Here is a 24,831-nt window from a genome sequence, read left to right on the forward strand (position 1 = left end):
GCACTTTTCTGCAACGTCGTCCCGGTGTAAAGGGTTGTGATCCAACTGATACTGAGGCGCGCGGACGCCGAAGGGGCGCCCGCAGTGCGTGCGCGGGCGCCCCTCGGCGACGGGCGGAAGGCGTCCGGGCGCGACCGCGGCGTCCGGACGCAGGCCTCAGGCGGCGTCCTCCTCGAGCTGGGGGCCGCTGAACTGCGACTGGTAGAGGTCGTGGTAGGCGCCCCTGGCGTCCAGCAACTGCTGGTGATCGCCCTGTTCGACGATCGAGCCGTTCTGCATGACCAGGATCGCGTCCGCGTCCCGGATCGTGGAGAGCCGGTGCGCGATCACGAACGACGTGCGGTTGGCCCGCAGCGCGTTCATGGCCCGCTGCAGCAGCAGCTCGGTGCGGGTGTCGACCGAGCTGGTCGCCTCGTCGAGGATCAGGATCGCCGGGTCGGCCAGGAAGGCGCGGGCGATCGTGATGAGCTGGCGCTCGCCGACCGAGATGTTGGAGCCCTCGTCGTCGATCAGCGTGTCGTAGCCCTCGGGCAGCGAGTGGACGAACCGGTCCACGTAGGTGGCGGTCGCCGCGGCGCGGATCTCGTCTTCGGTGGCGTCCGGACGCCCGTAGGCGATGTTCTCCCGGATGGTGCCCTGGAACAGCCAGGTGTCCTGCAGCACCATGCCGATCTTGGAGCGCAGTTCGGCGCGCGGCACCTGCGCGACGTCGACGCCGTCGAGCGTGATGCGCCCGCCGTCCAGCTCGTAGAACCGCATCAGCAGGTTGACCAGGGTGGTCTTGCCGGCGCCGGTGGGGCCCACGATCGCCACGGTCGAGCCGGGCTCGACGGTCAGATCGAGGTCCTCGATGAGCGGCTTGTCCGGGGTGTAGGAGAACCGGACGTCGGAGAACTCGACGCGCCCCCGCGTCGGCACGGGGAGGTGCTGTGCGCCGTCGGCGACCTGCTCCTCGGCGTCCAGCACCTGGAAGACGCGCTCGGCCGAGGCGACGCCGGACTGCAGCAGGTTCGACATGGACGCGACCTGCGTGATCGGCTGGGTGAACATCCGGCTGTACTGGATGAACGCCTGGACGTCGCCCAGGCTCATCTGGCCGGTCGCCACGCGCAGGCCGCCGACGACGGCGACCGCGACGTAGCTCAGGTTCCCGATGAACATCATGACCGGCATCATCAGGCCCGAGAGGAACTGGGCGCCGAAGGCGGCCTCGTACATCTGGTCGTTGTCGCGCGCGAACGCCGCCTCGACCTCCTTGCTGCGGCCGAACACCTTCACCAGCGCGTGGCCGGTGTAGGCCTCCTCGACCTGGGCGTTGACGTCGCCGGTCGACTTCCACATCTGCGCGAACCGGCTCTGGGAGCGCTTGCCGATCACCATGGCCGCGGCCAGCGAGATCGGCACGGCGACGATCGCGATGATCGCCAGCACCGGCGAGACCCAGAACATCATGAACAGGACGCCGACGAGCGTGAGCAGGTTGCTCAGGAGCTGGCTCAGCGTCTGCTGCAGCGACTGGGCGATGTTGTCGATGTCGTTGGTGACGCGGCTCAGCAGTTCGCCGCGGGGCTGCCGGTCGAAGAACGACAGCGGCAGGCGTCCGAGCTTGGCCTCGACCTGTTCGCGCATCCGGTACACCGAGTTCTGCACCGCGGTGTTGAGCAGCCAGCCGGCCGCCCACGCGACCACGGCGCCCGCGACCGCCAGCGAGATCGCCAGGATGCCGACGCGGGCGACGGCGTCCCAGTCCACCCCGACGCCGGGGGTGAGGTTCATGCCGGACAGCATGTCCGCGAAGGTGCCCTGCCCGGACGCGCGCAACTGCTCGATGATCGTCGCGAGCGGGACGCCGGCCGGCAGGTTCTTGCCGATGAGGCCGGCGAACAGCAGGTTCGTCATCTCGCCGAGGATCTTGGGGTTGACCACGTTCATCACCACGGCGAAGGCGGTGAGGATCGTCACCACGATGATCCGCGGACGCTCGGGGCGCAGGTTGCCCAGCAGGCGCTTGAGCGAGGGACCGAAGTTGATCGCCTTCTCGTTCGACATGGCGGCCATGGGGCCGTGCCCGCGGGTCTGCGGCGCGTTCTTGTCCCGCACCGGCGCCTCGGTGACGCGGTGCGGGGTGTTCTTGGCGTCGCTCATGCTGCCTCCTCGGCCTTGAACTGGGAGTCGACGATCTCGGCGTACGTGGGGCAGGTCTCGAGCAGTTGCTCGTGCGTCCCGATCCCCTCGATGCGGCCGTCGTCGAGGACGATGATCTGGTCGGCGCCCGCGATGGTCGCGACGCGCTGGCCGACGATGACGACCGCGGCGTTCTCGGTCTCGCCCGCCAGGGCGGCCCGCAGGCGGGCGTCCGTGGTGACGTCGAGGGCGGAGAAGCTGTCGTCGAAGATGTAGACGTGCGGGCGCCGGACCAGCGCGCGGGCGATGGACAGCCGCTGCCGCTGGCCGCCCGAGACGTTGGTGCCGCCCTGGGCGATCGGGGCGTCCAGCTGACCGGGCATCTGCTCGACGAAGTCGCGGGCCTGGGCGACCTCGAGCGCGTGCCACAACTCCTCTTCGGTCGCCTCCGGGTTGCCGTAGCGCAGGTTGGACGCGACGGTGCCGGTGAACAGGTACGGCTTCTGCGGCACCAGGCCGATCGAGCCCCACAGCACGTCGGGGTCGAGTTGGCGCACGTCCACCCCGTTGACGCCGACCGTGCCGGACGTCGCGTCGAACAGGCGGGGATCAGGCTCACCAGGGTCGACTTGCCGGCGCCGGTCGAGCCGATGATCGCGGTGGTCTGGCCGGGCGCGACCGCGAACGAGATGTCGGAGAGCACCGGCACCTCCGCGCCGGGGTAGGTGAAGGTGACGTTGTCGAAGACGACCTGGCCCGGGTCGGGGTCTCGGTGACCCCGTGCTCGGGCGGGACGACGCTGGAGCGGGTGCGCAGCACCTCCTGGATGCGCTGGGCGCAGACCTGGGCGCGCGGCGCGATCATCAGCATCATCGTCGACATCATCACGCTCATCAGGATCTGGATGAGGTACTGCAGGAACGCCGTCAGCTGGCCGATCTGCATCTCGCCGGCGTCCACCCGCAGGCCGCCGAACCACATCACGCCCACCGAGGACGCGGCCATGACGAACTGCACGACGGGGAACAGCGTGAGCATGCGGCGTCCGACGCGCAGCGAGGTGGTGGTGAGCTCGCGGTTCGCGCGGGCGAACCGCTGCGACTCGTACGGCTCGCGGACGAAGGCGCGGATGACGCGCAGGCCGGAGATCTGCTCGCGCAGCACCCGGTTGAGCGTGTCGATCCGGCCCTGCATCTGCCGGAACAGCGGCATGGCCTGCATGAGGATGATGAGGATGACGGTGCCCATCACGGCGACGGCGACCGCGATCAGCCACGACAGGCCGACGTCCTCGCGCAGCGCCATGAACAGGCCGCCGACCATCATGATCGGTGCCTGCACGATCATGAACGCGGTCATCATGACCAGCATCTGCACCTGCTGGACGTCGTTGGTGGTGCGGGTGATCAGCGACGGGGCGCCGAAGTGGCTGACCTCGCGCGCGCTGAAGCTCAGCACCCGGTCGAAGACCGCCGCGCGGAGGTCCCGGCCGAAGCCCATGGCGGTCTTGGCGCCGAAGTAGATGGCGGTGACCTGCCCCAGGATCTGCACGAGCGAGACGCCGAGCATGACGGCGCCGAGGCTCCAGATCACGCCGGTGTCGCCCTTGGCGACCCCCTCGTCGATGATCCGGGCGTTGAGCGTGGGCAGGTACAGGGACGCGGCGGTCGAGATCAGCTGGAACAGCACGATCAGGCCGACGTTGCGCCAGTAGGGGCGCAGGTAGGTCTTCAGTGTGGCGAGGAGCATCAGGCTTCCTTTGCGATTCCGTGGAGAAGCAGGTCGGTGATGGCGGCGGGGTCGGCCAGGTCGGGGTGCCCGGCGAACGGGTGGAGCGCCCCGAACGTCAAGGAGATGAGCGCGGACGCGGCGAGATCCGGGCTGGTAGACAGCTCGGCGCGGTGACGGGCGAGCACGGCCGTGGTGGCGTCGGTGATGCGGCGGTGGAACGCGCGGGAGCCGCTCTTGCGCCGGTCGTCGTCGCAGGCGCTCTTGTCGCCGGTGTCGCGGCCGTCGTGCGGGTCGCCCGGGTGCGGCCCCCAGCCCGGGGGCGGCGGGAACTCGTGCGCGAGCTCGATCAGGGTGCGGGCCCGCAGCACGTGCGCCGCGATCAGCCCCGCCAGCCGTGTCACCGTGGCGGCGAGGTCGCCCTCGGGGATCCCGGCGAGTTGGTCGGCGATGTCGTCCTGGTGCATGGCCTGGTGGATGGACGCGTGCACCAGGTCGTCCTTGGACGCGAACACCCGGAAGATCGTGCCCTCCGCGACGCCCGCAGCCTCGGCCACCTGCCGGGTGGACACCGCGGCGCCGTGCTCGGTCAGCAGCGGGATCGTCGCTTCGATCAGCGCCCGGCGGCGCTCGTCGCGGGGGAGTGGTTTGGCTCTGGTCACGGTGTCGAAGGATAGGTGAGTGAGTGCTCACTCACAAACGGGATGCCTCCTGTTGCGCAAACGGCCTTGCGAGTCGTGTGTGGCGCAACCGTGGAAACCGGACGACGTGACCCGCCGCACGGACTAGCCTCCTCAGGGAGGTGGGCATGGATCTGGTGCTGAAGGCCGCGACGCTGGTCGCGATCATCGCGCTCGGCTACCTCGTGAAGCGGCTGGGCTGGCTGCAGGGCGCCGACTTCCGCGTGCTGTCCACCATCGCGCTGCGCATCACCCTGCCCTGCGCGCTCATCGTCGGCTTCGACAAGTTCGAGATCCAGCCGTCCCTGCTGTGGCTGTCGCTGTTCGCCTTCGTCACGGTCGTCGCCGGGCAGGTGATCTCGTGGGTGGTCGAGCGCCGGTGGGGGCTGCGCGCCCAGGCCTTCGGCGTCCTGAACGTGTCCTCGTTCAACATCGGCCTGTTCGTCATCCCCTACCTCGGCGCGTTCCTGGGGCCCGAAGCCATCGTGATCGCGTCGATGTTCGACGTCGGGAACGCCCTGTCGGCCGCCGGGGTGGGGTACGCGTGGGGGCTCGGCCTCGCGGCCGGCCGGAAACCGTCGATCCTGAAGTTCCTCAACACGCTGCTGCACTCGCCGGTCTTCATGACCTACCTCGTCCTCCTGCTGCTGGGACTGTTCCGGATCCACCTCCCCGGCCCCGTGCTCGGATTCGCCGCCACAGTCGGCGCCGCGAACACGTTCATCGCGATGTTCATGATCGGCATCGGGCTGGAGATCGTGCTCGACCGGCGCTCCTACGTGGTGGCCGCCCGTTACCTGGCGACGCGCTACGCCGTCGTGGCGCTGGCCGCGATCGCGCTGTGGGTCCTGGTGCCGTTCTCGCACATGGAGAAGGTGGTCCTGACGGCTGTGCTCGTCGCGCCGATGGCGGCGATGTCGTCGGGGTTCACCGCGGAGGCGGACCTCGACGTGAGCGTGTCGACGTTCATGACGACCTTCACCGTGCTGGTGGCGATCGTTGCGATGCCGGCCCTGCTGTTGGCGCTCGGCTGATCGCTGCCATGTCGCATTCCTGCTAGATCTTGGCGTCCGCGTGCCGCAGGATGGACGCATGATCCCGAACCGAGAGACCTGCCTGGCGGCCGTCGCCAGCCGCGATGCGCGGTTCGACGGCAGCTTCTACACCGCGGTGACGTCCACGGGCATCTACTGCCGCCCGTCCTGCCCCGCCCGGACGCCGCGGGCCGCCAACATGGTCTTCCACCCCAGCGCCGCCGCGGCGCAGGCCGCCGGGTTCCGCGCCTGCAAACGGTGCCGCCCCGACGCGGTGCCCGGTTCGCCCGAGTGGGACGCCCGCGCCGACGTCACGGCCCGCGCCATGCGCCTGATCGGCGACGGGGTGGTGGATCGCGAGGGCGTCGACGGGCTGGCGTCCCGGCTGGGCTATTCGGTGCGGCAGGTGCAGCGGCTCACGCTCACCGAGGTGGGGGCCACGCCGCTGAGCCTGGCCCGCGCGCAGCGCGCCCACACCGGGCGCATCCTGCTTCAGACCACCGACCTGCCGCTGGCCGAGGTGGCGTTCGCGGCCGGCTTCGGCTCGATCCGGTCGTTCAACGACACCATCCTCGCGGTCTACGCCGCGACGCCGTCGGCGCTGCGCGGCCAGGGCCGGACGCCGGGGCGGCGTCCCGGCGAGCGGCTGCTGGAGATCTCGCTGCGGCTGGCCTTCCGCGCCCCGTTCGACCCGTCCAACGTCTTCGGGCACCTGGCCGCCACCGCCGTCCCCGGCGTGGAGGAGTGGCGCGGCGGCGCGTACCGCCGGACGCTCCGGCTGCCCGGCGGGCCCGGCATCGTCGCCCTCGCGCCCCGCGCCGACCACGTCGCCGCCACGCTGCATCTGAGCGACCCGCGCGACCTCACCCCCGCGATCGGACGCTGCCGCCGGCTGCTCGACCTGGACGCCGACCCGGTCGCCGTGGACGCCGCGCTCGCGGCCGACCCGGCGCTGGCCCCGCTCGTCGCGAGCAACCCGGGCCGCCGCGTCCCCCGGACGGTCGACGGCGCCGAGTTCGCGCTGCGGGCCGTGCTGGGTCAGCAGGTCTCCACCGCGGCCGCCCGCACGCACGCCGGCCGCCTCGTCCGCGCCCTCGGCGAGCCGATCACCGACCCGGCCGGCGGCCTGACGCACCTGTTCCCGACGCCCGAGGCGCTCAGCGAACTCGCCCCGGGGCACCTGGCCGCGCCGGCGTCCCGGATCGCCACCTTCACCGGTCTGGCCGCCGCGCTGGCGTCCGGACGCCTCGACCTCGACCCCGGCGCCGACCGCGACGAGGCCCGCACGGCGCTCGGCGCGCTGAAGGGCATCGGGCCGTGGACCGTCGAGATGGTCGCGATGCGCTCCCTCGGCGACCCGGACGCCTTCCCCGCCACCGACCTGGGCCTCAAGCGGGCCGCCGCCGAGATGGGCCTGACGGACATCGCCGCCGCGTCGCGGCGCTGGCGACCCTGGCGCGCCTACGCCACCCAGTACCTCTGGGCGGTCGACGACCACCCGATCAACCATCTCCCCCAGGAGGAATCATGAAGCACCGCATCATCGACTCGCCGGTCGGCCCGCTGGCCCTCGTCGTGGACGACGACGGCGTGCTGTGCGCGCTCTACATGGAGAACCAGGCGCACCACCCCGGCGAGGAGGCGCTCGGCGAGCGGGACGACACCGTCGCCGCGGACGCCGTGGCCGAGCTCGCAGAGTACTTCGCCGGCGAGCGGACCGCCTTCGACGTCCCCACCGCTGCCCGCGGGACGGACTTCCAGAAGGCGGTGTGGCGCGAGCTCGCCGCCATCCCCCCGGGGAGACCCGGACCTACGGCGAGGTGGCGGCCGCCCTGGGGAAGCCGTCGGCGTCCCGGGCCGTCGGCGCGGCGACCGGACGCAACCCGATCGGCATCATCGTGCCCTGTCACCGGCTGGTCGGCTCCACCGGCAAGCTCACCGGCTACGCCGGCGGGGTGGAGAAGAAGCGCTGGCTGCTGGACCACGAGCGCGGCTGAGCCGATCCCGCGGCACCCCCTCGGCGTCCGGGGCGGCCGGGGCTAACCTGTGACCCGTGACGACTCACGCCAACGAATCCGTCCCGCCGCCGATCACCCTGGTGATCCTGGGGGCGTCCGGTGACCTGACGCACCGCCTGCTGCTCCCCGGGCTCGGGACGCTGCTGCGGGCCAAGCCCGCCTACGACGTCCACCTGGTCGGGGCCGCGGCCGCCGACATGACGGCCGACGAGTGGCGCGACCGCGTCCGCGGCGGGCTGGAGGAGGGCGGCTGCCGCCGGCAGCGAGCCGACGACATGGCCGCGGCGTCCACCTTCGTGCACCTCGACGTCACCGACCCCAAGGAGATGCAGACCTTCCTCGACGCTCAGGCCGCCCAGGGACGCCCCATCGTCCTCTACTTCGCGCTGCCGCCGGCGGTCACCCAGAAGTCGATCGGGGTGCTGAGCGGGTTGAACCTGCCCCCCGACATCCGGCTCGCGCTGGAGAAGCCGTTCGGGTCCAGCCTGGCGACCGCCAAGGAGCTCAACGCGCTGCTCGCGGGCTTCATCCCCGAGGACCGGCTGTTCCGCGTGGATCACTACCTCGGCAAGGCGACCGTGCTGAACCTGCTCGGGCTGCGGTTCGGGAACCGGATCTTCGAGCCGGTGTGGAACGCCGCCAACATCGAGCGGGTCGAGATCATCGCCGACGAGGCGCTGGCGCTGGAGGGGCGCGCGGGCTACTACGACCACGCCGGCGCGCTGAAGGACATGATCCAGAGCCACCTCATGCTGGTCATGGCCATCTTCGCGATGGAGCAGCCGGCCCGCATCGACGCGGTCGAACTGCGCGACCTCATCGTCCACACGCTGCGCTCGACCCGGCTGTGGGCCGGCGAGGGGGAGCGGTCCTCGCACCGCGCCCGGTACACCGCGGGCAGCATCGACGGACGCCAGGTGCCCGACTACGTCGCCGAGCCCGGCGTGGACCCCGAGCGCATGACGGAGACGCTGGCCCAGGTCACCCTCGAGATCCACAACGCGCGCTGGGCCGGGGTGCCGTTCCGGCTGCGCAGCGGCAAGGCGCTCGGCGACGGGTTCCGCGGGATCGTCGTCCAGTTCCGGCCGGTCGCGCACCTGCCGGTGGGCTTCCACAACGAGGCCGCCCCGAACGTCCTGGTCATCGGGTTCACGCCCGAGACGCTCGCCCTGCGCGTCACGACGAACGCCGAGGGGGACCGCTGGGACCTGGAGACCAGCACCCTGTCGACGCAGCTGGGCGAGTCCCCGGTCCGCCCCTACGGCGAGATCCTGGACGAGATCCTGACCGGAAACATGCTGCTGGGCGTCCGCGGCGACATGGCCGAGGAGAGCTGGCGCATCCTGGATCCGCTGCTGCAGGAGTGGGCCGACGGGGTCGTCCCGATGGACAGCTACAGCGCCGGCTCGTACGGACCGCAGGCCTGGAACGACGCGCCCGGCGCCTGACGCCGGCGCGGGCGACCCCGGTTCGGGGCGGGCACCGATCCTCGATAGGCTGTCGGGGTGACCGGAACCAGCCCTGCCGCAGCGCAGCCCGACCAGCCGTCCGTCTCCGAGCAGGTGCAGGTGCGCCAGGAGAAGCGCGCCCGCATCATCGCCGACGGCGGACAGGCCTACCCGGTCGAGGTGCCGCGCACGCACGCGCTCGCGGCGGTGCGCGAGGCATGGGGGCACCTGGAGCCCGGCGTGGAGACCGACGAGGTCGTGAGCGTCGCGGGCCGCATCATGTTCCTGCGCAACACCGGCAAGCTGTGCTTCGCGACGCTGGCCGACCAGTTCACCCAGGACGCCGACGGCGGCCGCCTGCAGGTCATGCTGAGCCTGGCCGAGGTCGGCCAGGAGTCCCTGGACCGCTGGAAGGCCGACGTCGACCTGGGCGACTTCGTGTCGGTCACCGGCCGGGTCATCGCGTCCAAGCGCGGCGAGCTGTCGGTCATGGCGACCGACTGGACGCTGGCGTCCAAGTCGCTGCGTCCGCTGCCCACGCTGCACAAGGACCTGTCGGAGGAGTCCCGCGTCCGGCAGCGCTACGCCGACCTGGTGGTGCGCGACGAGGCCCGCGCGATGGTCCGCACCCGCGCGGCCGTCACCCGCTCGATCCGCGAGACGCTGCACCGGCTGGGGTTCCTGGAGGTCGAGACGCCGACGCTGCAGCTGATCCACGGCGGCGCGGCCGCGCGTCCGTTCGGCACGCACCTCAACGCGTTCGACATCGACATGACGCTGCGGATCGCGCTCGAGCTGTACCTCAAGCGCGCGATGGTCGGCGGCACCGACCGGGTCTACGAGATGGGCCGCATCTTCCGCAACGAGGGCATCGACTCCTCGCACTCGGCCGAGTTCACGATGCTGGAGTCCTACCAGGCCTGGACCGACCAGCGCGGCATCGCCGAGACCACCCGCCAGATCATCGTCGACATCGCCGACGCGCTGGGCAGTCGGCAGATCGAGACGCCCGACGGCGTCATCGACCTGGACGGCGAGTGGCGCTGGCTGCCGCTCTACGACGGCCTGAGCGAGGCCGTCGGCGAGACCATCACGCTGGACACCCCGCTGGCGCGGCTGCAGGCCATCGCGGACGACCGCGAGATCGCGTTCGACCCGGCCTGGGGCGCGGACAAGCTCGCGGTGGAGCTGTTCGGCGAGATCGTCGAGCCGGGCCTGCTGCAGCCGACGTTCGTGTGCGACTACCCGGCGATCGCGCAGCCGCTCGCCCGCCCGCACCGCGACCAGCCCGGCCTGATCGAGGCCTGGGACCTCATCATCGGGGGCATGGAGCGCGGCACCGGCTTCAGCGAGCTGATCGATCCGGTCATCCAGCGCGAGCGGTTCACCGAGCAGTCGCTGCTCGCCGCCAAGGGCGACCCCGAGGCGATGCAGCTCGACGAGGACTTCCTCAACGCCCTGGAGTTCGGCGCCCCGCCGATGGGCGGCATGGGCATGGGCGTGGACCGCATCGTCATGCTGTTCACCGACAAGGGGATCCGCGAGACCATCCTGTTCCCGCTGCTCAAGCCGCAGGGCTGAGCCCACGCGCGACGAGGGCCCCGGGACACATCGTCCCGGGGCCCTCGTCGCGTCGTGGGGCGCTCAGCGGCGCGGCGTCACTTCCACTGCGTGGCGACGCCGAACGAACCCGCCATCAGCACCATGGCGATCAGCATGTTCCAGTTGCCCAGCGTGGACATCACCGGGACGCTGATGCCGGTGGAGGTCGTGAGGTACCACACGACCAGCCAGGCGACGCCGAGCAGGAGCAGGGTCAGGAAGGTCGGCACGACCCAGCTGCGCGTGGTGGTCAGCTTCTGCTGCTTCTTCTTGGGGCGCTTGGCGTCCTTCGCGGCGCGCGCATCGGCGGCGACCGCGGGGTTGCCGGACTTCGTCGCGTCCTTCTTCTTCTCGTCGGCCACCGACCACTCCACTCGTTCCCGGATCACAAATCGACCCAAGCCTACCAACCGGCGGCGCCGCGGCCCCTCATCCGCGCGCGCTCGTCGGCGCGGTCCTGCCGCTGGACGCCGCCGCATAGGCTGGGCGGCATGAGGGCTGGGGAGGTGTTGCGGCAGGCGCGGGAGAGCGCCCGCGTGACGTCGTGGCCCAAGCGCGCCGCCACCGTCGCCGTGTGCGTCCTCGCGGGCTGATGATGGCCGTCGGCGCCCTCGCCTCCCGCGGCAACGACCTGCGCCCCGAGCGAACGACCGAGCTGATCGCGCTGGTCCGCGCCGAGACCGACCGCGCGGACGCCCTGAGCAAGCACGCGGCGGCGCTGCGGCAGGAGGTCGACGACCTCACCCGGCGGCGTGCCGGGGCGGCGCAGGGGCCGGAGGCGTCCGCGCTGCAGGCCGCGGGGCAGGCGGCCGGCACGGTGCCCGTGTCGGGACCCTCGGTCACCGTGACCCTGACCGACGCGCCGGCGTCCGTGCAGCCGGCGGGCGTGGCCGACGACCTGCTCGTGGTGCACCAGCAGGACATCCAGGCGGTCGTGAACGAGCTCTGGGCCGCCGGCGCTGAGGCCATGACGATCCAGGGCCAGCGGGTGGGCGCGCGCACCGGCATCAAGTGCGTGGGCAACACGGTCGTGCTGCACGGCGTCCCCTACGCGCCGCCGTACGTGATCACGGCCATCGGCGACCAGACACGGATGGAGCAGGGGCTGCGCGACAGCAGCTACCTGACGATCTACCGCCAGTACGTGGACGCCTACCGCCTGGGCTACGAGGTGACACGCCAGGCCCGCACCGAGATGCCGGCCTTCACCGGGCCCGCGTCGTTCGCCCGCGCGGACGCGGTGCGCTGACGCGGCGCCGGACGTCCCCGCGGCTCAGGCGTCGGTGACGGCCATCAGCGGCGCCAGGCCGGCGGCCCGCGCCGGCGCGTCGAGGTCGCCGCAGGCGGCCAGCCAGTTCGCCAGCATCTGATAGCCGCCCTCGGTCAGGACCGACTCGGGGTGGAACTGGACGCTCTCGACCGGCAGGTCGCGGTGCCGGACCGCCATGATGACGCCCGACGCCGTCCGCGCCGTCACCTCCAGGACGTCCGGGACCGTCGCGGGGTCCAGGGCCAGCGAGTGGTAGCGCGTCGCGGTGAACGGGGACGGCAGCCCGGCGAACACGCCCTGCCCGTCGTGGAAGACCTTCGAGGTCTTGCCGTGCAGCAACTCGGGGGCGCGCCCCACCACGCCGCCGTACGCGACCGCGATCGACTGCAGGCCCAGGCACACCCCGAAGATCGGCAGCGTGCCCGCGCGGCCGCGCACCAGGTCGATGCAGACGCCGGCGGCCTCCGGCGTTCCGGGGCCGGGGGAGAGCAGGATGCCGTCGTAGGGCGCCGCGAAGTCGGGGTCCTCGAACCGGGGATCGTCGTTGCGCCAGACGTCGACCTGCGCGCCGATCTGCGCCAGGTAGCTGACGATGTTCCAGACGAACGAGTCGTAGTTGTCGACGACGAGGATCCTTGCCATGGCGTCCATTCTCCCTCAGGTCGCGCGCGGTGCCGCGTCCGGATCTGCGGCGAGACGCCGACGCCCGCCGGGCCGCGCGGGGCGGCGTCCGGCGGGCGTCGGGGATCTGTCACTGGTTCTCGTCGTCGTCCCCCGACTTGGTGGGTGTCGGCGACGGGCTGGCGGACGTCGGGGTGCTCGTGGGCGTCGGGGTGGCCGAGGTCGGCGTCGGGGTCGGCGTCGGCTCGGGGCCCTTGGAGACGATGATGGTGATCTTCTCCGACCGCTGCACCGTGGTGTCCGCGTCCGGGCTGGTGGACATGACCTCCCCGGCCTTCATGCTCGGGTCGAAGGCCTCCTGGGTGGCCAGGTTCGTGAAGCCGGCGTCCTTCAGGGTCTGCTCGGCCTGCGCCAGCGTCTTCCCCCGGACGTAGGGCACCTTGGCGCGCCCGGTGGCGACCTGCAGGCGGATGGTCGAGTCGGACGCGACCGAGGACCCCGACGGCGGATCCACGGCGACGACGGTGTCGGGCTTGTCGTCGGCCGACTCGCGGTCGGCCTCCTCCTGCAGGATGGACGCCTCGTTGAACCCCGCTGTCACGAGGGCCTGCTTGGCCTCGGCGAACGACTTGCCCGTCAGGCCCGGGGGCACCGTCAGGAAGAGCGGCCCCTGGTTGATGGTCAGCTTGACCGTGGAGCCCTCCAGCACCTCGGTGCCGGGCTGCGGGCTGCTGGTGACGACCCGGTCCTTGGTGGCGTCGTTGGGGCCGTGCACGAACTCGATGTCGGGCTTGAGCCCGACCCCGGCCAGCGCCGACTCGGCCTGCGGCTGGGTCTGGTTGATGACCGCGGGCACCTGCACCTGCTTGGGCCGCGACTGCTGCTGCAGCAGGAACCAGCCGGAGACCAGGCCGACCAGCAGGAGCGCCACGACGGCGAGCGTCCACCACAGGCGCGCCCTGCTGCGGGGCTTCTCCGGCACGGGTTCGGGCTCGACGGGGGCCTCGCTCGGCGAGACCACGGTCGGCGCGACGGTCGGCGCCGTGGCGGGCATCAGCTCGGTCGCCTCGCCGGCGACCAGCGCGGCGCCGGCCAGCGGGATCGTCGCCGTCACCGGCCGCCCCTCGAGGATCCGCGCGACGTCGTCGCGCATCTCCTCGGCGGTCAGGTAGCGGTCGTCGGGGTTCTTGGCCAGCGCCTTCAGCACGACCGCGTCCATCGCGGGCGTGACCTCGGGGTCGAGTTGGCTGGGCGGTACCGGCTGCTCGCGGACGTGCTGGTAGGCCACCGAGACGGGCGAGTCGCCCTGGAACGGCGGGCGCCCCACCAGGAGCTCGTACAGCAGGCAGCCCGCGGAGTAGATGTCGGAGCGGGCGTCGACGGACTCGCCGCGCGCCTGCTCGGGCGAGAGGTACTGCGCGGTGCCGATCACGGCCGCGGTCTGCGTCATCGTCGAGGAGGTGTCGGAGACGGCGCGGGCGATGCCGAAGTCCATCACCTTCACGATGCCGGTCGTGGTGAGCATCACGTTGGCGGGCTTGATGTCGCGGTGGACGATCCCCGCGCGGTGGCTGTAGGCCAGCGCCTCCAGGACGCCGACGGTGAACTCCAGCGCCCGCTGGGGCAGGATCGGGCGGCCCTCGCGCAGGATGTCGCGCAGCGTCCTGCCCTCGACCAGCTCCATGACGATGAACGGGACGCGGGTCTGGCTGTGCGGATCCAGTTCCTCCCCGGTGTCGTAGACCGACACGATGTTGGGGTGGTTCAGGCCCGCTGCCGCCTGCGCCTCGCGGCGGAAGCGCTCCTGGAACGTCGGGTCGCCGGCCAGGTCGATGCGGAGTTCCTTCACGGCGACGTCGCGGCTCAGGCGCAGGTCGCGCGCCTGGCTGACCAGCGCCATCCCGCCCCGGCCGATCACCCGGCCGACCTGGTAGCGCCCGCCGAGGATCCTCGGCTGGTCGATCATGACTTCCTCCCTGGTGGCGTCCGGGTCGTACTTGGCCCGGCGCGGTACGTGCTGGTCGTTCATCGCATCGACTCGATCACTGCTTGGGCGATCGGGGCAGCATAGCGACCCCCCGAGATCTCGCTTCCGTCGACGCCCGCGTCCTGCACGAACACGGCCACGGCGATGGCCGGGTCGTCGGCGAAGGCGACGAACCAAGCGTAGGGCGCGCGGTCGCCGTCCGTGTTCGCGGTGCCGGTCTTGCCCCCGACCCGGACGCCCGGGATCTGCGCGCGGCGTCCGGTGCCGTTCTCGACGACGCTGACCATCATGTCCTGCAGCGCCCGGGCGTTCGCGCTCGACATCGCCGTGGACAGCTGGCGGGGCTGCGGGTGCTGATGACGTTGAGGTCGGCGCCCCGGATCCTGCTGACGAGGTAGGGGTCCATCACGACGCCGTTGTTCGCGACGCCGGCGGCGACCATGGCCATCTGCAGCGGGCTGGCGGCGACGTCGTAGCCGCCGATCGAGCTCAGCATCGTCTGGGCCGGGTCGGGGTTGTCGGGGAAGCGGCTCGCGACCCCGTCCAGCTCGGGCAACTGCTTGGCGCCGAAACCGAACTTCTGCGCCTGCTCGCGCAGCTTGTCGGCGCCGAGCTGGCCGCCGACGCTGGCGAAGGCGGTGTTGCAGGAGCTCTGCAGCGCCTGGCGCAGCGAGGTGGGGTCGGCCGAGCAGCCCGAGGAGTTGGACAGCTGGTACGTCGACCCGGGCAGCGTGAGCTTGGCGGGCGAGGGCACCTCGGTGTCCGGGGTCATGCCCGACTCCAGCGCGGCGGCGCTCACCACCAGCTTGAACGTCGAGCCCGGGGGTAGACCTCGCGGGCGGCCCGGTTGTTCATCGGCCTGGCCGGGTCGGTCGTGAGCGCCTTCCAGGAGTCCTGGGTGGCCTGCAGGTCGTGCGAGGCCAGGGCGTTGGGGTCGAAGCTCGGCGACGACACCAGGGCCTTGATCGCGCCGGTGGTGTAGTCGATCGCCACGACGCCGCCGGGGCGGTTCCCCAGGCCCTGGGCGGCGGCCTGCTGCGCGCGGGCGTCCAGCGTCGTCTCCAGCGTGGCGCCCTGCGGCTTCTTGCCGGTCGCCGCGTTCACGAGGTTCTGGAGGAACTGGGAGTCCGAGGTGCCCGACAGCTGCGCGGAGTAGAACTTCTCCAGCCCCGAGCCGCCGTACAGGAACGAGTAGTACCCGGTCACGTGGGCGTACAGCGGGCCCTGGGCGTAGGACCGCTGGAACTGGAAGCGGTCCTGCACGGGCGACGAGGTGACGATCGGGGTGTTGCCGACCATGATGTCGCCGCGGTCGGTGCCGAACTCGGCGTCCCGGACGCGCCGGTTGGCGGGATCGGAGGTGAGCGACGGCGTCCGGACGACGTAGGCGAAGGACGCGTTGAGCATCAGGGCCAGGAACATGACCATGACGACGACGGAGACCTTGCGGATGGGCCCGTTCATGGGGTTCCCTCCTCGGGGTCGCGGGGGGCCTCCGGGGGCGAGCCGGGGGCGGGCACGGCGCGCTGGGCGACGGTCGGCTCGTCCATGCCGAGCGGCTCGTCCATGCCGAGCGGCTCGTCGGCGCCGAAGGCGGCGGGGTCGGGACGCGGGGGCTCGGCGTGCGGGTCGGGCTGCGGCGCGCGCTGCACCGGGATGGCCTGCGTGGCCTCGGCCGACAGGGACGCGAACTCGCCGGTCGGCGCTTCGGCCTGCGGCCGGCGGACCTGGTGGGTGATGGTGAGCATCAGCGCCAGCAGCAGGTAGTTCGAGATGAGGGAGCTGCCGCCCTGCGACACGAACGGCGTGGTGAGGCCGGTCAGCGGCAGCAGGCGGGTGATGCCGCCCAGGATGATGAAGACCTGCAGCGCGAACGCGAACGCCAGGCCGGTGGCCAGCAGTTTGCCGAACGGCTCGCTCGACCCCAGCGCCGCCCGCAGCACCCGGGCGACGATGACGCCGAACAGCACGACGAGCGCGCACAGGCCGTACAGGCCGAGCTCCTCGCCGATCGCGGCGCCGATGAAGTCGTTCTTGGCCAGCGGCGTCAGGTACGGGCGCCCGAGCCCCCAGCCTGTGCCGAACAGCCCGCCCCAGGCGAAGCCGAACTGCGCGCTGATCACCTGGAGGTTCTTGTCGTAGTCGGAGAACGGGTTCAGCCAGGACGAGAACCGGGTCTGGACGTGGTCGAACATCGAGTAGCCGACGACGCCGAGCACCGCGACCATCAGGACACCGAGGATCGCCCAGCTGGGACGCTCGGTGGCCACGTAGAGCATCGCGACGAACAGCCCGAAGAACAGCAGCGTCGTGCCCAGGTCCTTCTCGAACACCAGGATGATCAGGCTGAACACCCAGGCGACGCCGATGGGCGCCAGGTCGCGGGGCCGGGGGAAGTCGATGCCGAGGAAGCGGCGTCCGGCGGTCGCCAGGACGTCGCGCTTCTCCACCAGGTAGGACGCGAACGCGATCGACAGCACGATCTTGGCGATCTCGGCGGGCTGGAACGAGAACGGGCCGAACTCGATCCAGATCCGGGCGCCGTGGTTCTCCTTGCCCAGCCCCGGCACCAGCGGGGACAGCAGCAGCAGGAAGCCGGCCACGAACCACAGGTAGGTGTAGCGCTGCAGGACGCGGTGGTCGCGCAGCAGGAAGACGGTGACGCTGAACACGGCGACCGCGACGGCGAGCCAGGTGAGCTGCAGCCGCGCGCTGGCCAGACCGTCGGCCTGGTCGAGCCGGTAGATCATCGACAGGCCCAGCCCGTTGAGCAGGAACACCACCGGCAGCAGCAGGGGGTCCGCGTACGGCAGCCGCCAGCGCACGACGCCCCAGGCGATCGCGCCCAGGCCGAACCAGGCGCCGAGCGCGGCCGGCCAGCCCTCGGGCAGCGCGCCGTCGTGTTGGTTCATGCTCACCATCAGGTACCCGGCCGAACCGAGCGCCAGCGCGAACAGCATCATCAGCGCGGAGACGACCGTCCGCTTGCGGTAGACCACGACCTCCGCCATCAGCAGTCCTCCGGCGGCGTGATCGGCGTGACGCTGGGGACGGGGTGGCGGTCACCCCCGGCGAGGCGGTGTCGGTGGGCTGCGGGCTCGCGGGGTCGAGCGGGACGCCGTCGATCGTCGGGCTCGGGGTGGGACTGGGCGTGGGCGTCGCGGTGGCGCGGGCGCGCTGCTCGCGCTGCGCCACGCAGATCGCCGCCTTCTCCTTCAGCTCGCCCATGGTGGAGCGGGCGGAGTCCAGGTCGCCGACCCGGATCGTGGAGCGGACGCGCTCGGCGTAGTAGGGCGGCAGGTCGCCGACGCGGGTGTCCTTGTCGGCCTCGATGAGCGAGGAGAGGTCCTGGCCGAGCACCCGGTCGGGCACGCCGCGGAACAGCGCCACGTACTCCTGCGACGGGCCGATGAAGTACTGGGTCTGGGTGTACTGGTACCACAGCGTGCCGCCGCCGACGAGGGCGAGGACCGGCACGAGCACGGCCAGACTGATCTTGAGCCACGTGGACGGCCTGCGCCGCCCGGTGAGCGCGTAGCGCTCGGCCTCGGTGATGGCGCGCTCCTGGACGCCCTCGGGGTCCACGTCGGCCGCCGAGAACGACAGGGTGTGCTCGGCGCTGTCGGGTCCGCCGAGGCTGTCGGCGGCGCCGAACGCCTCGGGGCGCCGGCCGGCCCGCCGTCCTCGACGTCCGCCAGGACGATGGTGATGTTGTCGTGGCCGCCCGCGGCGTGCGCCAGCCCCACGAGGCGGTCGATGGTCTCGCCGCGCGGCAGTCCCGCGGTGAGGACGGGCGCCATGGCGGCGTCCGTGACGAGCCCGCACAGGCCGTCGGAGCAGATCATGAGGCGGTCGCCGACGCGGATGTCGAGCCAACCCAGGTCGGGCTCGTGCTGGGCGGCGCCGTTGAGCACCTTGAGCACCAGGTTCTTGTGGGGGTGCTCGAGCGCCTCCTCCTCGCTGATCCGGCCCTCGTCGACCAGCGACTGCACCCAGGAGTGGTCGCGGGTGACGCGGTGGAGGCTGCCGTCGCGGACGAGGTAGGCGCGGGAGTCGCCGATGTTGACCACGGCGAGCCGGTCGTCGGCGAGCACGAAGCCGCAGACGGTGGTGCCCATGCCGGCCAGGCCCGGGTCGTCCTCGACGCGCTCGATGAGGCGGTCGTTGGCGCGGGCCAGCGTGCTCGCGAGCACCGTCAGCACGTCGACCAGTTCGCCCGGCTCGTCCTCGCCGGTCGGGACGGGCTCGCCGGACGCCTCCCGCTCGGCCCGGGCGGCCGCCACGCGGGCGTCCAGCTCGGCGTCGGTGCGCTCCAGCTCCCAGGTCGCGATCGCGGAGGCGAGGTCGCCGGCGGCGGCGCCGCCCATGCCGTCGGCCACCATCAGCATCGTGGGGGAGACGTACGCCGAGTCCTGGTTGGTGGTGCGCACCAGCCCGATCTCGGAGTGGGCGTCGTAGCTCAGCGTCAACGCCATGCTCACGCCTCCACGGTGAGCAGGGTCCGCCCGATCCGCAGCGTGTCGGCCGGTGTGAAGCGGGTCGGCCCGCTGAGTCGCTCGTTGTTGAGGTAGGTGCCGTTGGTCGAGCCGAGGTCCTCCACGACGTAGCCCTGGCCGCTGCGGTAGATGCGGGCGTGCCGGGTCGAGACGTAGTCGTCGTCGAGGATCAGCTGGCAGTCGGCGCTGCGGCCGATCTTGAGCTGATCGCCGAGCGCCATCGTGAGGCCGGCCTGCTTGCCGCGCGTGATCCGCAGCGTCGTCGGCACGACCTGGGCGGCCGCGCGGGCGCGGCGCTTCGTGCGCGGCTCGGCGGCCTGCTGCGCCGGGTGCGGTGCCTCGACGGCGTTGGCCGGGACGCGGCGCCCGAACAGGTCGGAGCGGATCACGGCGCCCGTGAAGAGGATGAAGACCCACAGCAGCGCCAGGAAGGCGAACTTGAGGGCGAAGACCAACAGCTCAGACATCGGTCACCGGCGACCTCACCAGCATCCGCGTGTTGCCGAGCTCGATGCGGGAGCCCTCGCGCAGCGGCGCGGACTGGACGCGGCGGCCGTCCACGATGATGCCGTTGGTCGACCCCATGTCCTCGATGCTGACCTGCGGGCGGTCGCCCTGGCCGTGGACGCTCACGCGGGCGTGCAGCCGCGAGATGCCCGGGTCGTTGATGCGCACGTCGGCGTCCGTGCCGCGGCCCAGCGTGAAGCCGGGCTCGGTGAGCGGGTGCCGGATGCCGTTGACCTCCAGCACGAGCGCGGCGCGCCGGATCGACGTCGTGGTCGCGGGCGTCGCCGCGGCGGCGACGGCCTGGCTGTCGACGGTGAACTGGCCCAGCGGCAGTTCGGCGTCCTGCTCGTAGGCGATCGTCACGGGCCCGTTGAAGACGTAGCCGGCGTTCGCCGCGTACTCCCGCAGCTGCGGGATGATGTCCTGGTTCAGGGTGCGGCTGTAGGGGACGAGCCGGTCGTAGTCGTGGCTCGACAGCCCGATGGTGAAGTCGTTGGGGACGAGCTTGCGGTTGCGCGACAGCAGGCGGGCCTCGGCGTCCAGTTCCTTCTGGAGGCGCGCGGTGATCTCGACGGGCTGCACGTCGCCCTTGAAGGCGCGCGCGAAGGCACCGTTCACGACGCCCTCCAGCTTGCGTTCGAGGTTGTCGAAGACGCCCACGTGTCCCTCCTCACCTCGCATCGTCTCACCCGCGCACGGCGCACGGGCCCGGTCAAGCCTAGCTCGCCCCGTCGCACGGGCCTTCGTCCCGCCCCTCGTGACCGAGGAACCGGCTGTCGGTTCAGCGAGCCTACTCCAGGACGACGGCCACGGAAGGCGTGCTCAGACGGATGACGTCGGCGGTCGCAGAGACGTCGCCGAAGGCTGCGACGAGGGTGCCGCGCAGCGGCGCCTCGGTGTCGGCGTGCGGGGCGGCGATGACCGTGAGCGGGCCATGCTGCAGGCGGAACCAGCCGGGGCCGTGGGCGGTCGAGGACTCCAACCCCGGTCGCTCCAGGTGCGCGTTCCTGAGCCGCATCAGCGTCCGGTACCAGGCCAGCATCGGCGCGTGCTCCGGCGTGGTGAGCTCGTCCCAGTCCAGCTTCGACGCCGCGAAGGTGTCGGGGGACTGCGGGTCGGGGATCTGCGGGTCGGGGCCGTACAGCGCCTCCCAGCCGTGCCCGGCGAACTCGCTCTGGCGGCCCTTCGTGACGGCGGCGCCCAGTTCGGGCTCGTGGTCGGTGAAGAACAGGAACGGGGTCGTGGTGCCCCACTCCTCCCCCTGGAACAGCATCGGGGTGAACGGCGACAGCAGCAGCAGCGCGGCGCCGGCGGCGACCTGTTCGGGGCTCAGCGTCGCGGCCGGGCGGTCGCCCAGGCCACGGTTGCCGACCTGGTCGTGGTCCTGGGTGAAGGTGACGAACCGGCTCCGCTCGACGTCGTCGGGCACGGGGGCGCCCCAGTCGCGTCCGCGGAACGTGGAGTAGCCGCCGTCGTGGACGAACACCCGGTCGAAGGCCCGCTGGAGGGTCTCCTCGCTGCCGAAGTCGACGTAGTAGCCGAACGTCTCCCCGGTCAGCCACGCGTGCAGGGCGTGGTGGATGTCGTCGGCCCACTGGCCGTCCATGCCCCGGCCACCGTCGGCGGTCGGGGTGATGGTGGCGATCTGGTTCTCGTCCGATTCGGCGATCAGCGTCCGGGGCAGCCCCGTCTCGGCCTCCAGCGCGGTGACCGCGTCGGCGAGCTCGGCCAGGATGTGGCGCGGGGAGTCGTCGACCAGGGCGTGCACGGCGTCCAGGCGCAGGGCGTCCAGGTGGAAGTCCCGTAGCCAGCGGATCGCGTTGTCGACGATGAACGCCCGGACGCCGTCGGCGCCGGCGTCGTCGAGGTTGATCGCCTTACCCCACGGGGTGTGGTGCTTGTCGGTGAAGTACGGGCCGAACACGGGCGCGTAGTTCCCGGCGGGGCCGAAGTGGTTATAGACGACGTCGAGGACGACCGCCAGACCGTGAGCGTGGGCCGCGTCGACGAACCGCTGCAGCGCGGCCGGCCCGCCGTAGGCCTCGTGGACGGCGTAGAGCGAGACCCCGTCGTAGCCCCAGCCCCGGTCGCCCGGGAACGGGACGACCGGCATGAGCTCGACGGCGTCGACGCCGAGGGTCGCCAGGTAGTCGAGGCGTCCGATGGCGGCGTCGAGGGTGCCCTCGGGGTGAACGTGCCGACGTGGAGCTCGTAGATCACCCCGCCCAGGACGCGGCCGCCCGTCCAGCCGGCGTCGCCCCACGCGTGCGCGGCGGTGTCGAACGTCCGGCTGGCGTCGTGGACGCCGTAGGGCTGCCGCGGGCTGCGCGGGTCGGGGCGCGGGGTGCCGCCGTCCACCGCGAGCAGGTAGTCGGTGTCGGGCGGCAGGGCGAAGGTCCACAGGCCGCCCTCGCCGCGCTCGAGCGGGATCCTGGCGTCGTCGCGGCCGGGCAGCACCGCGGTGACGGACTCGGCGTCCGGCGCCCACACCTCGATCGGGAGGAGTGCGGCCGGCCCGGGGGTCGACGCCGCGGCGGGGGTGTGCTCGGGGGTCATGGCTGGTGGCCTTCCTCGGGCTTGTCGAAGAACCGCTTGGTGAGCCAGCCGAGCAGGCCGGTCACCTCGGCGTCGGACTCGTCGTCGCGTTGGGTCGGGGTCGGCTGGTGCCGCACGCCCGGACGGAACAGCGGGATGCCGATCTCGGGGGTCGGCGCGTCGCCGTCGGCTTCGGCGTCCGCGGTCTTCTCCAGGACGGCCGCCGGGTAGCGGTTCAGCAGGTCGGCGATCAGGACGCTGCCGCCGTCGAACTCGGCGCCGGTCAGGACGTCGCGCCAGCGGCCGGCGGGCAGGACGACGGTGTGCTCGGTGAAGCCGTGCGTCTCGATCACGCGGTTCAGCCGGGCCGCGATGGTGACGACCTGCGGGTCCTCGCCGCGGGCGAAGCACACGGCGTGCCCGGTGCTGGCCGGCAGCGGCCGGTAGGCGGCCGTCGCGCCGACGAAGGCGTCCGGACGGCGGCGGCGCAGCCGGTAGATCTCGCGGGTGAGGTGCTGCTTCTCCTCGGCCAGGTCCTGGGGCGCGCGGCCGTCCAGGGCGGACGCCGTGGCGGCCAGCGCCTCGAAGTCCGCCGCGGAGCGGTTGTCGGGGTCGACCAGGTAGTTCTGCAGCGTCTCGCAGCTCTGGTAGTTGTCCGCCACCCCCAGGCAGGTGAGCTGGATCGCCTTGCGCGACAGGATCGAGGTGCGCACCGCGTCGTTGGTGAACTCGTACCAGTCGGCGAACGCGCCCAGGATGTCGCCGTCGGCGTACAGCTTCTCGATGAACGCGCTCAGCTCGTGCTCGCGCTCGGGGTCGCCGTGCGTCCAGGACGTCCAGATCTTCTGCTCGCGCGACGCCTTCAGCATGTACGCCTCGAGGCGCTCGCGCTCGATGGGGCCCTCGGCCGTCCAGGTGCCGGCCAGCGTCTGCCACAGCAGGTTCTCGGTGTGGCCCTCGATCGCGCCCTCGGCGTAGGGGTGCAGCTTGGTCAGCAGCGCGCGCCACTCCGAGGAGTACTGCGACAGGACGCCGATGCGGCTGCGGACGTCCTCGGAGCGCTTGGTGTCGTGCGTGGTGCCGCACGTCATGGTCGCCGGCCACTCCTGGGCCATGGTGGAGGCCCACTGGTGGAACTCGTCGGGGTTGATGCTCCACGCCTCGGGGTTGCCGCCGACCTCGTTGAGGGCGACGAGTTGGGTCCACCGGTAGAAGGCGGTGTCCTCCACGCCCTTGGCCATGACGGCGCCGCACACCTGCTGGAACCGGATGACCAACTCGTCGCGCTGGACGCGCTGCGTGCGTCCCTCGACGCCGACCTCGCGGCCCAGCACCAGGTCGACGACCACCTCGAGGGTCTCGTGGAGCTCCTCGTCGAGGTTCGCCCGCGCCAGGCGGGCCGCCTCGTTCACGATCTCGATGGACGCCTCGGGCGCCGGCTCGCCGGGGACGATGTAGGCGCGGTAGCGGTCCAGCGCGACGATCATCTCGGTGAGGCAGGCGCGGATCCAGCTGAAGGTGTGGTCGCGCAGCATGATGTCGTCGCGGCAGATGGCGTCGGCCAGCGTCGCCAGGCGGTGCACCTCGGCGAACAGGCTCGTGGTGGCGACCTCGCGCTTGGAGGTGGTGATCACCTCGGGCAGCGTCCCGGGGATGTCGCCGGTGATCACGTGGGCGATGTTGCCCAGGTCGCCGGCCCCGTTGGGGTCGCAGTGCAGCGCGGAGATCCGCCAGCTCGCGTCGTAGCCGGTCGTGCCCGCGACCGGCCAGTCGGCGGGCAGTTCCTCGTGGCCCTCCAGGATCTTCTCGGCGGTGATCCAGGCGCCGCCGGTGGCCATCGACAGCCGACGCAGGTAGCCGCGCGGGTCGGCCAGCCCGTCGGGGTGGTCGATGCGGAACGCGTCGATGTGGCCGGCGTGGAACAGGTCCAGCAGCAGGGCGTGGGTGGCGTCGAACACCTCGGGGTCCTCGACCCGGACCGCGACGAGGGTGTCCACGTCGAAGAAGCGGCGGAAGTTGAGCTCCTCGTCGGCCACCTTCCAGTAGGCCAGCCGGTAGAACTGCTCCTGGACGCACAGCGGCAGTGGCAGGTTCTCGGTGCCGGCGCGCACCGGGAAGACGTGGTCGAAGTAGACCAGGACCGGCTGGGGGCCCTCGTCCTCCATGCCGGGGACGACGCGCTGCTCCAGCGTGATCTCGTTGTTCGCCAGCACCGTGCCGATCCGGGCGCCGAGCACGGGCATCAGCGTGCCGTCGGCGCCCTCGGCGGTGCCGTCGAACCAGGCGGCGTACGGCGACGCGGGGCCGTCCTTGAGCACCGACCACAGCGCCTTGTTGTAGTACAGCGGCGTCGGCACGCCCATGTGGTTGGGGACCACGTCCACGATGACGCCCATGCCGCGGGCGTGCGCCTCCGCGGCGAGCCGCTCGAAGCCGGCGCGCCCGCCGATCGTGGCGGAGATGGTCGAGTGGTCGACCACGTCGTAGCCGTGCGTGCTGCCCGGGGCGGCCTGCAGGATGGGGAGAGGTACAGGTCGGTGACGCCGAGGTCGTCCAGGTAGTCCAGGTGCTCGCGCGCCTGGTCGAAGGTGAGATCGGGTCCCAGCTGCAGCCGGTAGGTGGACACCGGCGTGCGGCGTCCGGTCGAGGGCAGGTGCGTGGGGTGGGTCTCGCTCACGGCCGTTGTCTGGGTCACTCGTTTCCTCCGAGGATCGGGTGCGTCAGGAGCCCCCAATCTATCCCTGTCGGCCCGATTCGGAGTTGGCCGTCGGGCCGTGCTAG

The 24,831-nt window shown here is 71.8% G+C and carries 17 protein-coding genes and 3 pseudogenes; 7 read left to right on the forward strand and 13 right to left on the reverse strand.

All coding sequences use genetic code 11. The annotated features are described in order from the left end of the window. Window positions 1-156 precede the first annotated feature (156 nt). The 3 genes and pseudogenes from G7070_RS10160 to G7070_RS17825 form a co-directional block, all read right to left on the reverse strand. Complete coding sequence (locus G7070_RS10160) at window positions 157-2,145, reverse strand: ABC transporter ATP-binding protein (RefSeq protein WP_166233643.1); 1,989 nt, start codon at window positions 2,143-2,145, stop codon at window positions 157-159. After that, window positions 2,142-3,873: pseudogene (locus G7070_RS10165) on the reverse strand (ABC transporter ATP-binding protein). Before G7070_RS10165 ends, G7070_RS10160 begins: the two are co-directional and overlap by 4 nt. Continuing rightward, the gene (locus G7070_RS17825) at window positions 3,873-4,514 is read right to left on the reverse strand and encodes a TetR family transcriptional regulator (RefSeq protein ID WP_206079721.1); all 642 of its coding nucleotides are present in this window, start codon (window positions 4,512-4,514) and stop codon (window positions 3,873-3,875) included. The pseudogene G7070_RS10165 and the gene G7070_RS17825 overlap by 1 nt, the downstream one beginning before the upstream one ends. 146 nt (window positions 4,515-4,660) lie before the next feature. On the opposite strand from G7070_RS17825, the gene G7070_RS10175 reads away from it, so the two are divergent. From G7070_RS10175 to lysS, 6 genes and pseudogenes are all read left to right on the forward strand, one after another. After that, window positions 4,661-5,566, forward strand: a complete 906-nt coding sequence (locus G7070_RS10175) for an AEC family transporter (RefSeq protein WP_166233644.1) — start codon at window positions 4,661-4,663, stop codon at window positions 5,564-5,566. Window positions 5,567-5,624: 58 nt separating this feature from the next. Next, window positions 5,625-7,097: a DNA-3-methyladenine glycosylase 2 gene (locus G7070_RS10180; RefSeq protein ID WP_166233645.1), complete on the forward strand. Its 1,473-nt coding sequence runs from the start codon at window positions 5,625-5,627 to the stop codon at window positions 7,095-7,097. Further along, window positions 7,094-7,246, forward strand: a pseudogene (locus tag G7070_RS19445) (methylated-DNA--[protein]-cysteine S-methyltransferase); the annotation flags it as partial. The gene G7070_RS10180 and the pseudogene G7070_RS19445, both read left to right, overlap by 4 nt. An 89-nt stretch (window positions 7,247-7,335) precedes the next feature. Further along, window positions 7,336-7,563, forward strand: coding sequence for a methylated-DNA--[protein]-cysteine S-methyltransferase (locus tag G7070_RS19450; RefSeq protein ID WP_284690931.1), 228 nt, complete (start codon window positions 7,336-7,338; stop codon window positions 7,561-7,563). Window positions 7,564-7,619: 56 nt separating this feature from the next. Continuing rightward, window positions 7,620-9,032, forward strand: a complete 1,413-nt coding sequence (locus G7070_RS10190) for a glucose-6-phosphate dehydrogenase (protein WP_166233646.1) — start codon at window positions 7,620-7,622, stop codon at window positions 9,030-9,032. 114 nt (window positions 9,033-9,146) lie between these two features. Further along, the gene (gene lysS / locus G7070_RS10195; protein ID WP_166235176.1) at window positions 9,147-10,613 is read left to right on the forward strand and encodes a lysine--tRNA ligase; all 1,467 of its coding nucleotides are present in this window, start codon (window positions 9,147-9,149) and stop codon (window positions 10,611-10,613) included. 77 nt (window positions 10,614-10,690) lie between these two features. Here the strand turns inward: lysS and G7070_RS10200 are convergent, their stop codons facing one another. Next, window positions 10,691-11,023, reverse strand: a complete 333-nt coding sequence (locus tag G7070_RS10200) for a cell division protein CrgA (RefSeq protein ID WP_246227001.1) — start codon at window positions 11,021-11,023, stop codon at window positions 10,691-10,693. A 185-nt stretch (window positions 11,024-11,208) separates the two neighbouring features. Here G7070_RS10200 and G7070_RS10205 point away from each other — a divergent pair, with 185 nt between their 5' ends. Next, complete coding sequence (locus G7070_RS10205) at window positions 11,209-11,883, forward strand: DUF881 domain-containing protein (RefSeq protein WP_246227003.1); 675 nt, start codon at window positions 11,209-11,211, stop codon at window positions 11,881-11,883. Window positions 11,884-11,907: 24 nt separating this feature from the next. On the opposite strand, the gene G7070_RS10210 is transcribed toward G7070_RS10205, so the two are convergent. From G7070_RS10210 to treY, 9 genes and pseudogenes are all read right to left on the reverse strand, one after another. After that, complete coding sequence (locus G7070_RS10210) at window positions 11,908-12,546, reverse strand: aminodeoxychorismate/anthranilate synthase component II (protein ID WP_166233648.1); 639 nt, start codon at window positions 12,544-12,546, stop codon at window positions 11,908-11,910. A gap of 109 nt (window positions 12,547-12,655) precedes the next feature. Then, window positions 12,656-14,491 (reverse strand): Stk1 family PASTA domain-containing Ser/Thr kinase, encoded by a 1,836-nt coding sequence (gene pknB / locus G7070_RS10215; RefSeq protein ID WP_166235180.1) that lies wholly within the window; start codon window positions 14,489-14,491, stop codon window positions 12,656-12,658. 59 nt (window positions 14,492-14,550) lie between these two features. Next, window positions 14,551-15,976, reverse strand: a pseudogene (locus G7070_RS10220) (peptidoglycan D,D-transpeptidase FtsI family protein). Further along, on the reverse strand, window positions 15,973-17,523 hold the full coding sequence (locus G7070_RS10225) for an FtsW/RodA/SpoVE family cell cycle protein (protein WP_206079722.1): 1,551 nt from the start codon (window positions 17,521-17,523) through the stop codon (window positions 15,973-15,975). The pseudogene G7070_RS10220 and the gene G7070_RS10225 overlap by 4 nt, the downstream one beginning before the upstream one ends. Window positions 17,524-17,727: 204 nt before the next feature. Further along, window positions 17,728-18,987: a PP2C family protein-serine/threonine phosphatase gene (locus tag G7070_RS10230; protein ID WP_246227914.1), complete on the reverse strand. Its 1,260-nt coding sequence runs from the start codon at window positions 18,985-18,987 to the stop codon at window positions 17,728-17,730. Between the two features lie 2 nt (window positions 18,988-18,989). Then, window positions 18,990-19,475, reverse strand: coding sequence for an FHA domain-containing protein FhaB/FipA (locus tag G7070_RS10235; RefSeq protein WP_166233650.1), 486 nt, complete (start codon window positions 19,473-19,475; stop codon window positions 18,990-18,992). After that, window positions 19,468-20,175 (reverse strand): FHA domain-containing protein, encoded by a 708-nt coding sequence (locus tag G7070_RS10240; protein WP_166233651.1) that lies wholly within the window; start codon window positions 20,173-20,175, stop codon window positions 19,468-19,470. Before G7070_RS10240 ends, G7070_RS10235 begins: the two co-directional genes overlap by 8 nt. 130 nt (window positions 20,176-20,305) lie before the next feature. Further along, window positions 20,306-21,778, reverse strand: a complete 1,473-nt coding sequence (gene treZ / locus G7070_RS10245; RefSeq protein WP_246227007.1) for a malto-oligosyltrehalose trehalohydrolase — start codon at window positions 21,776-21,778, stop codon at window positions 20,306-20,308. 289 nt (window positions 21,779-22,067) lie between these two features. Next, complete coding sequence (gene treY, locus G7070_RS10250; protein WP_246227009.1) at window positions 22,068-24,530, reverse strand: malto-oligosyltrehalose synthase; 2,463 nt, start codon at window positions 24,528-24,530, stop codon at window positions 22,068-22,070. Window positions 24,531-24,831: the final 301 nt, after the last annotated feature.

The organism is Propioniciclava coleopterorum, assembly GCF_011393335.1.
GTDB lineage: Bacteria > Actinomycetota > Actinomycetes > Propionibacteriales > Propionibacteriaceae > Propioniciclava > Propioniciclava coleopterorum.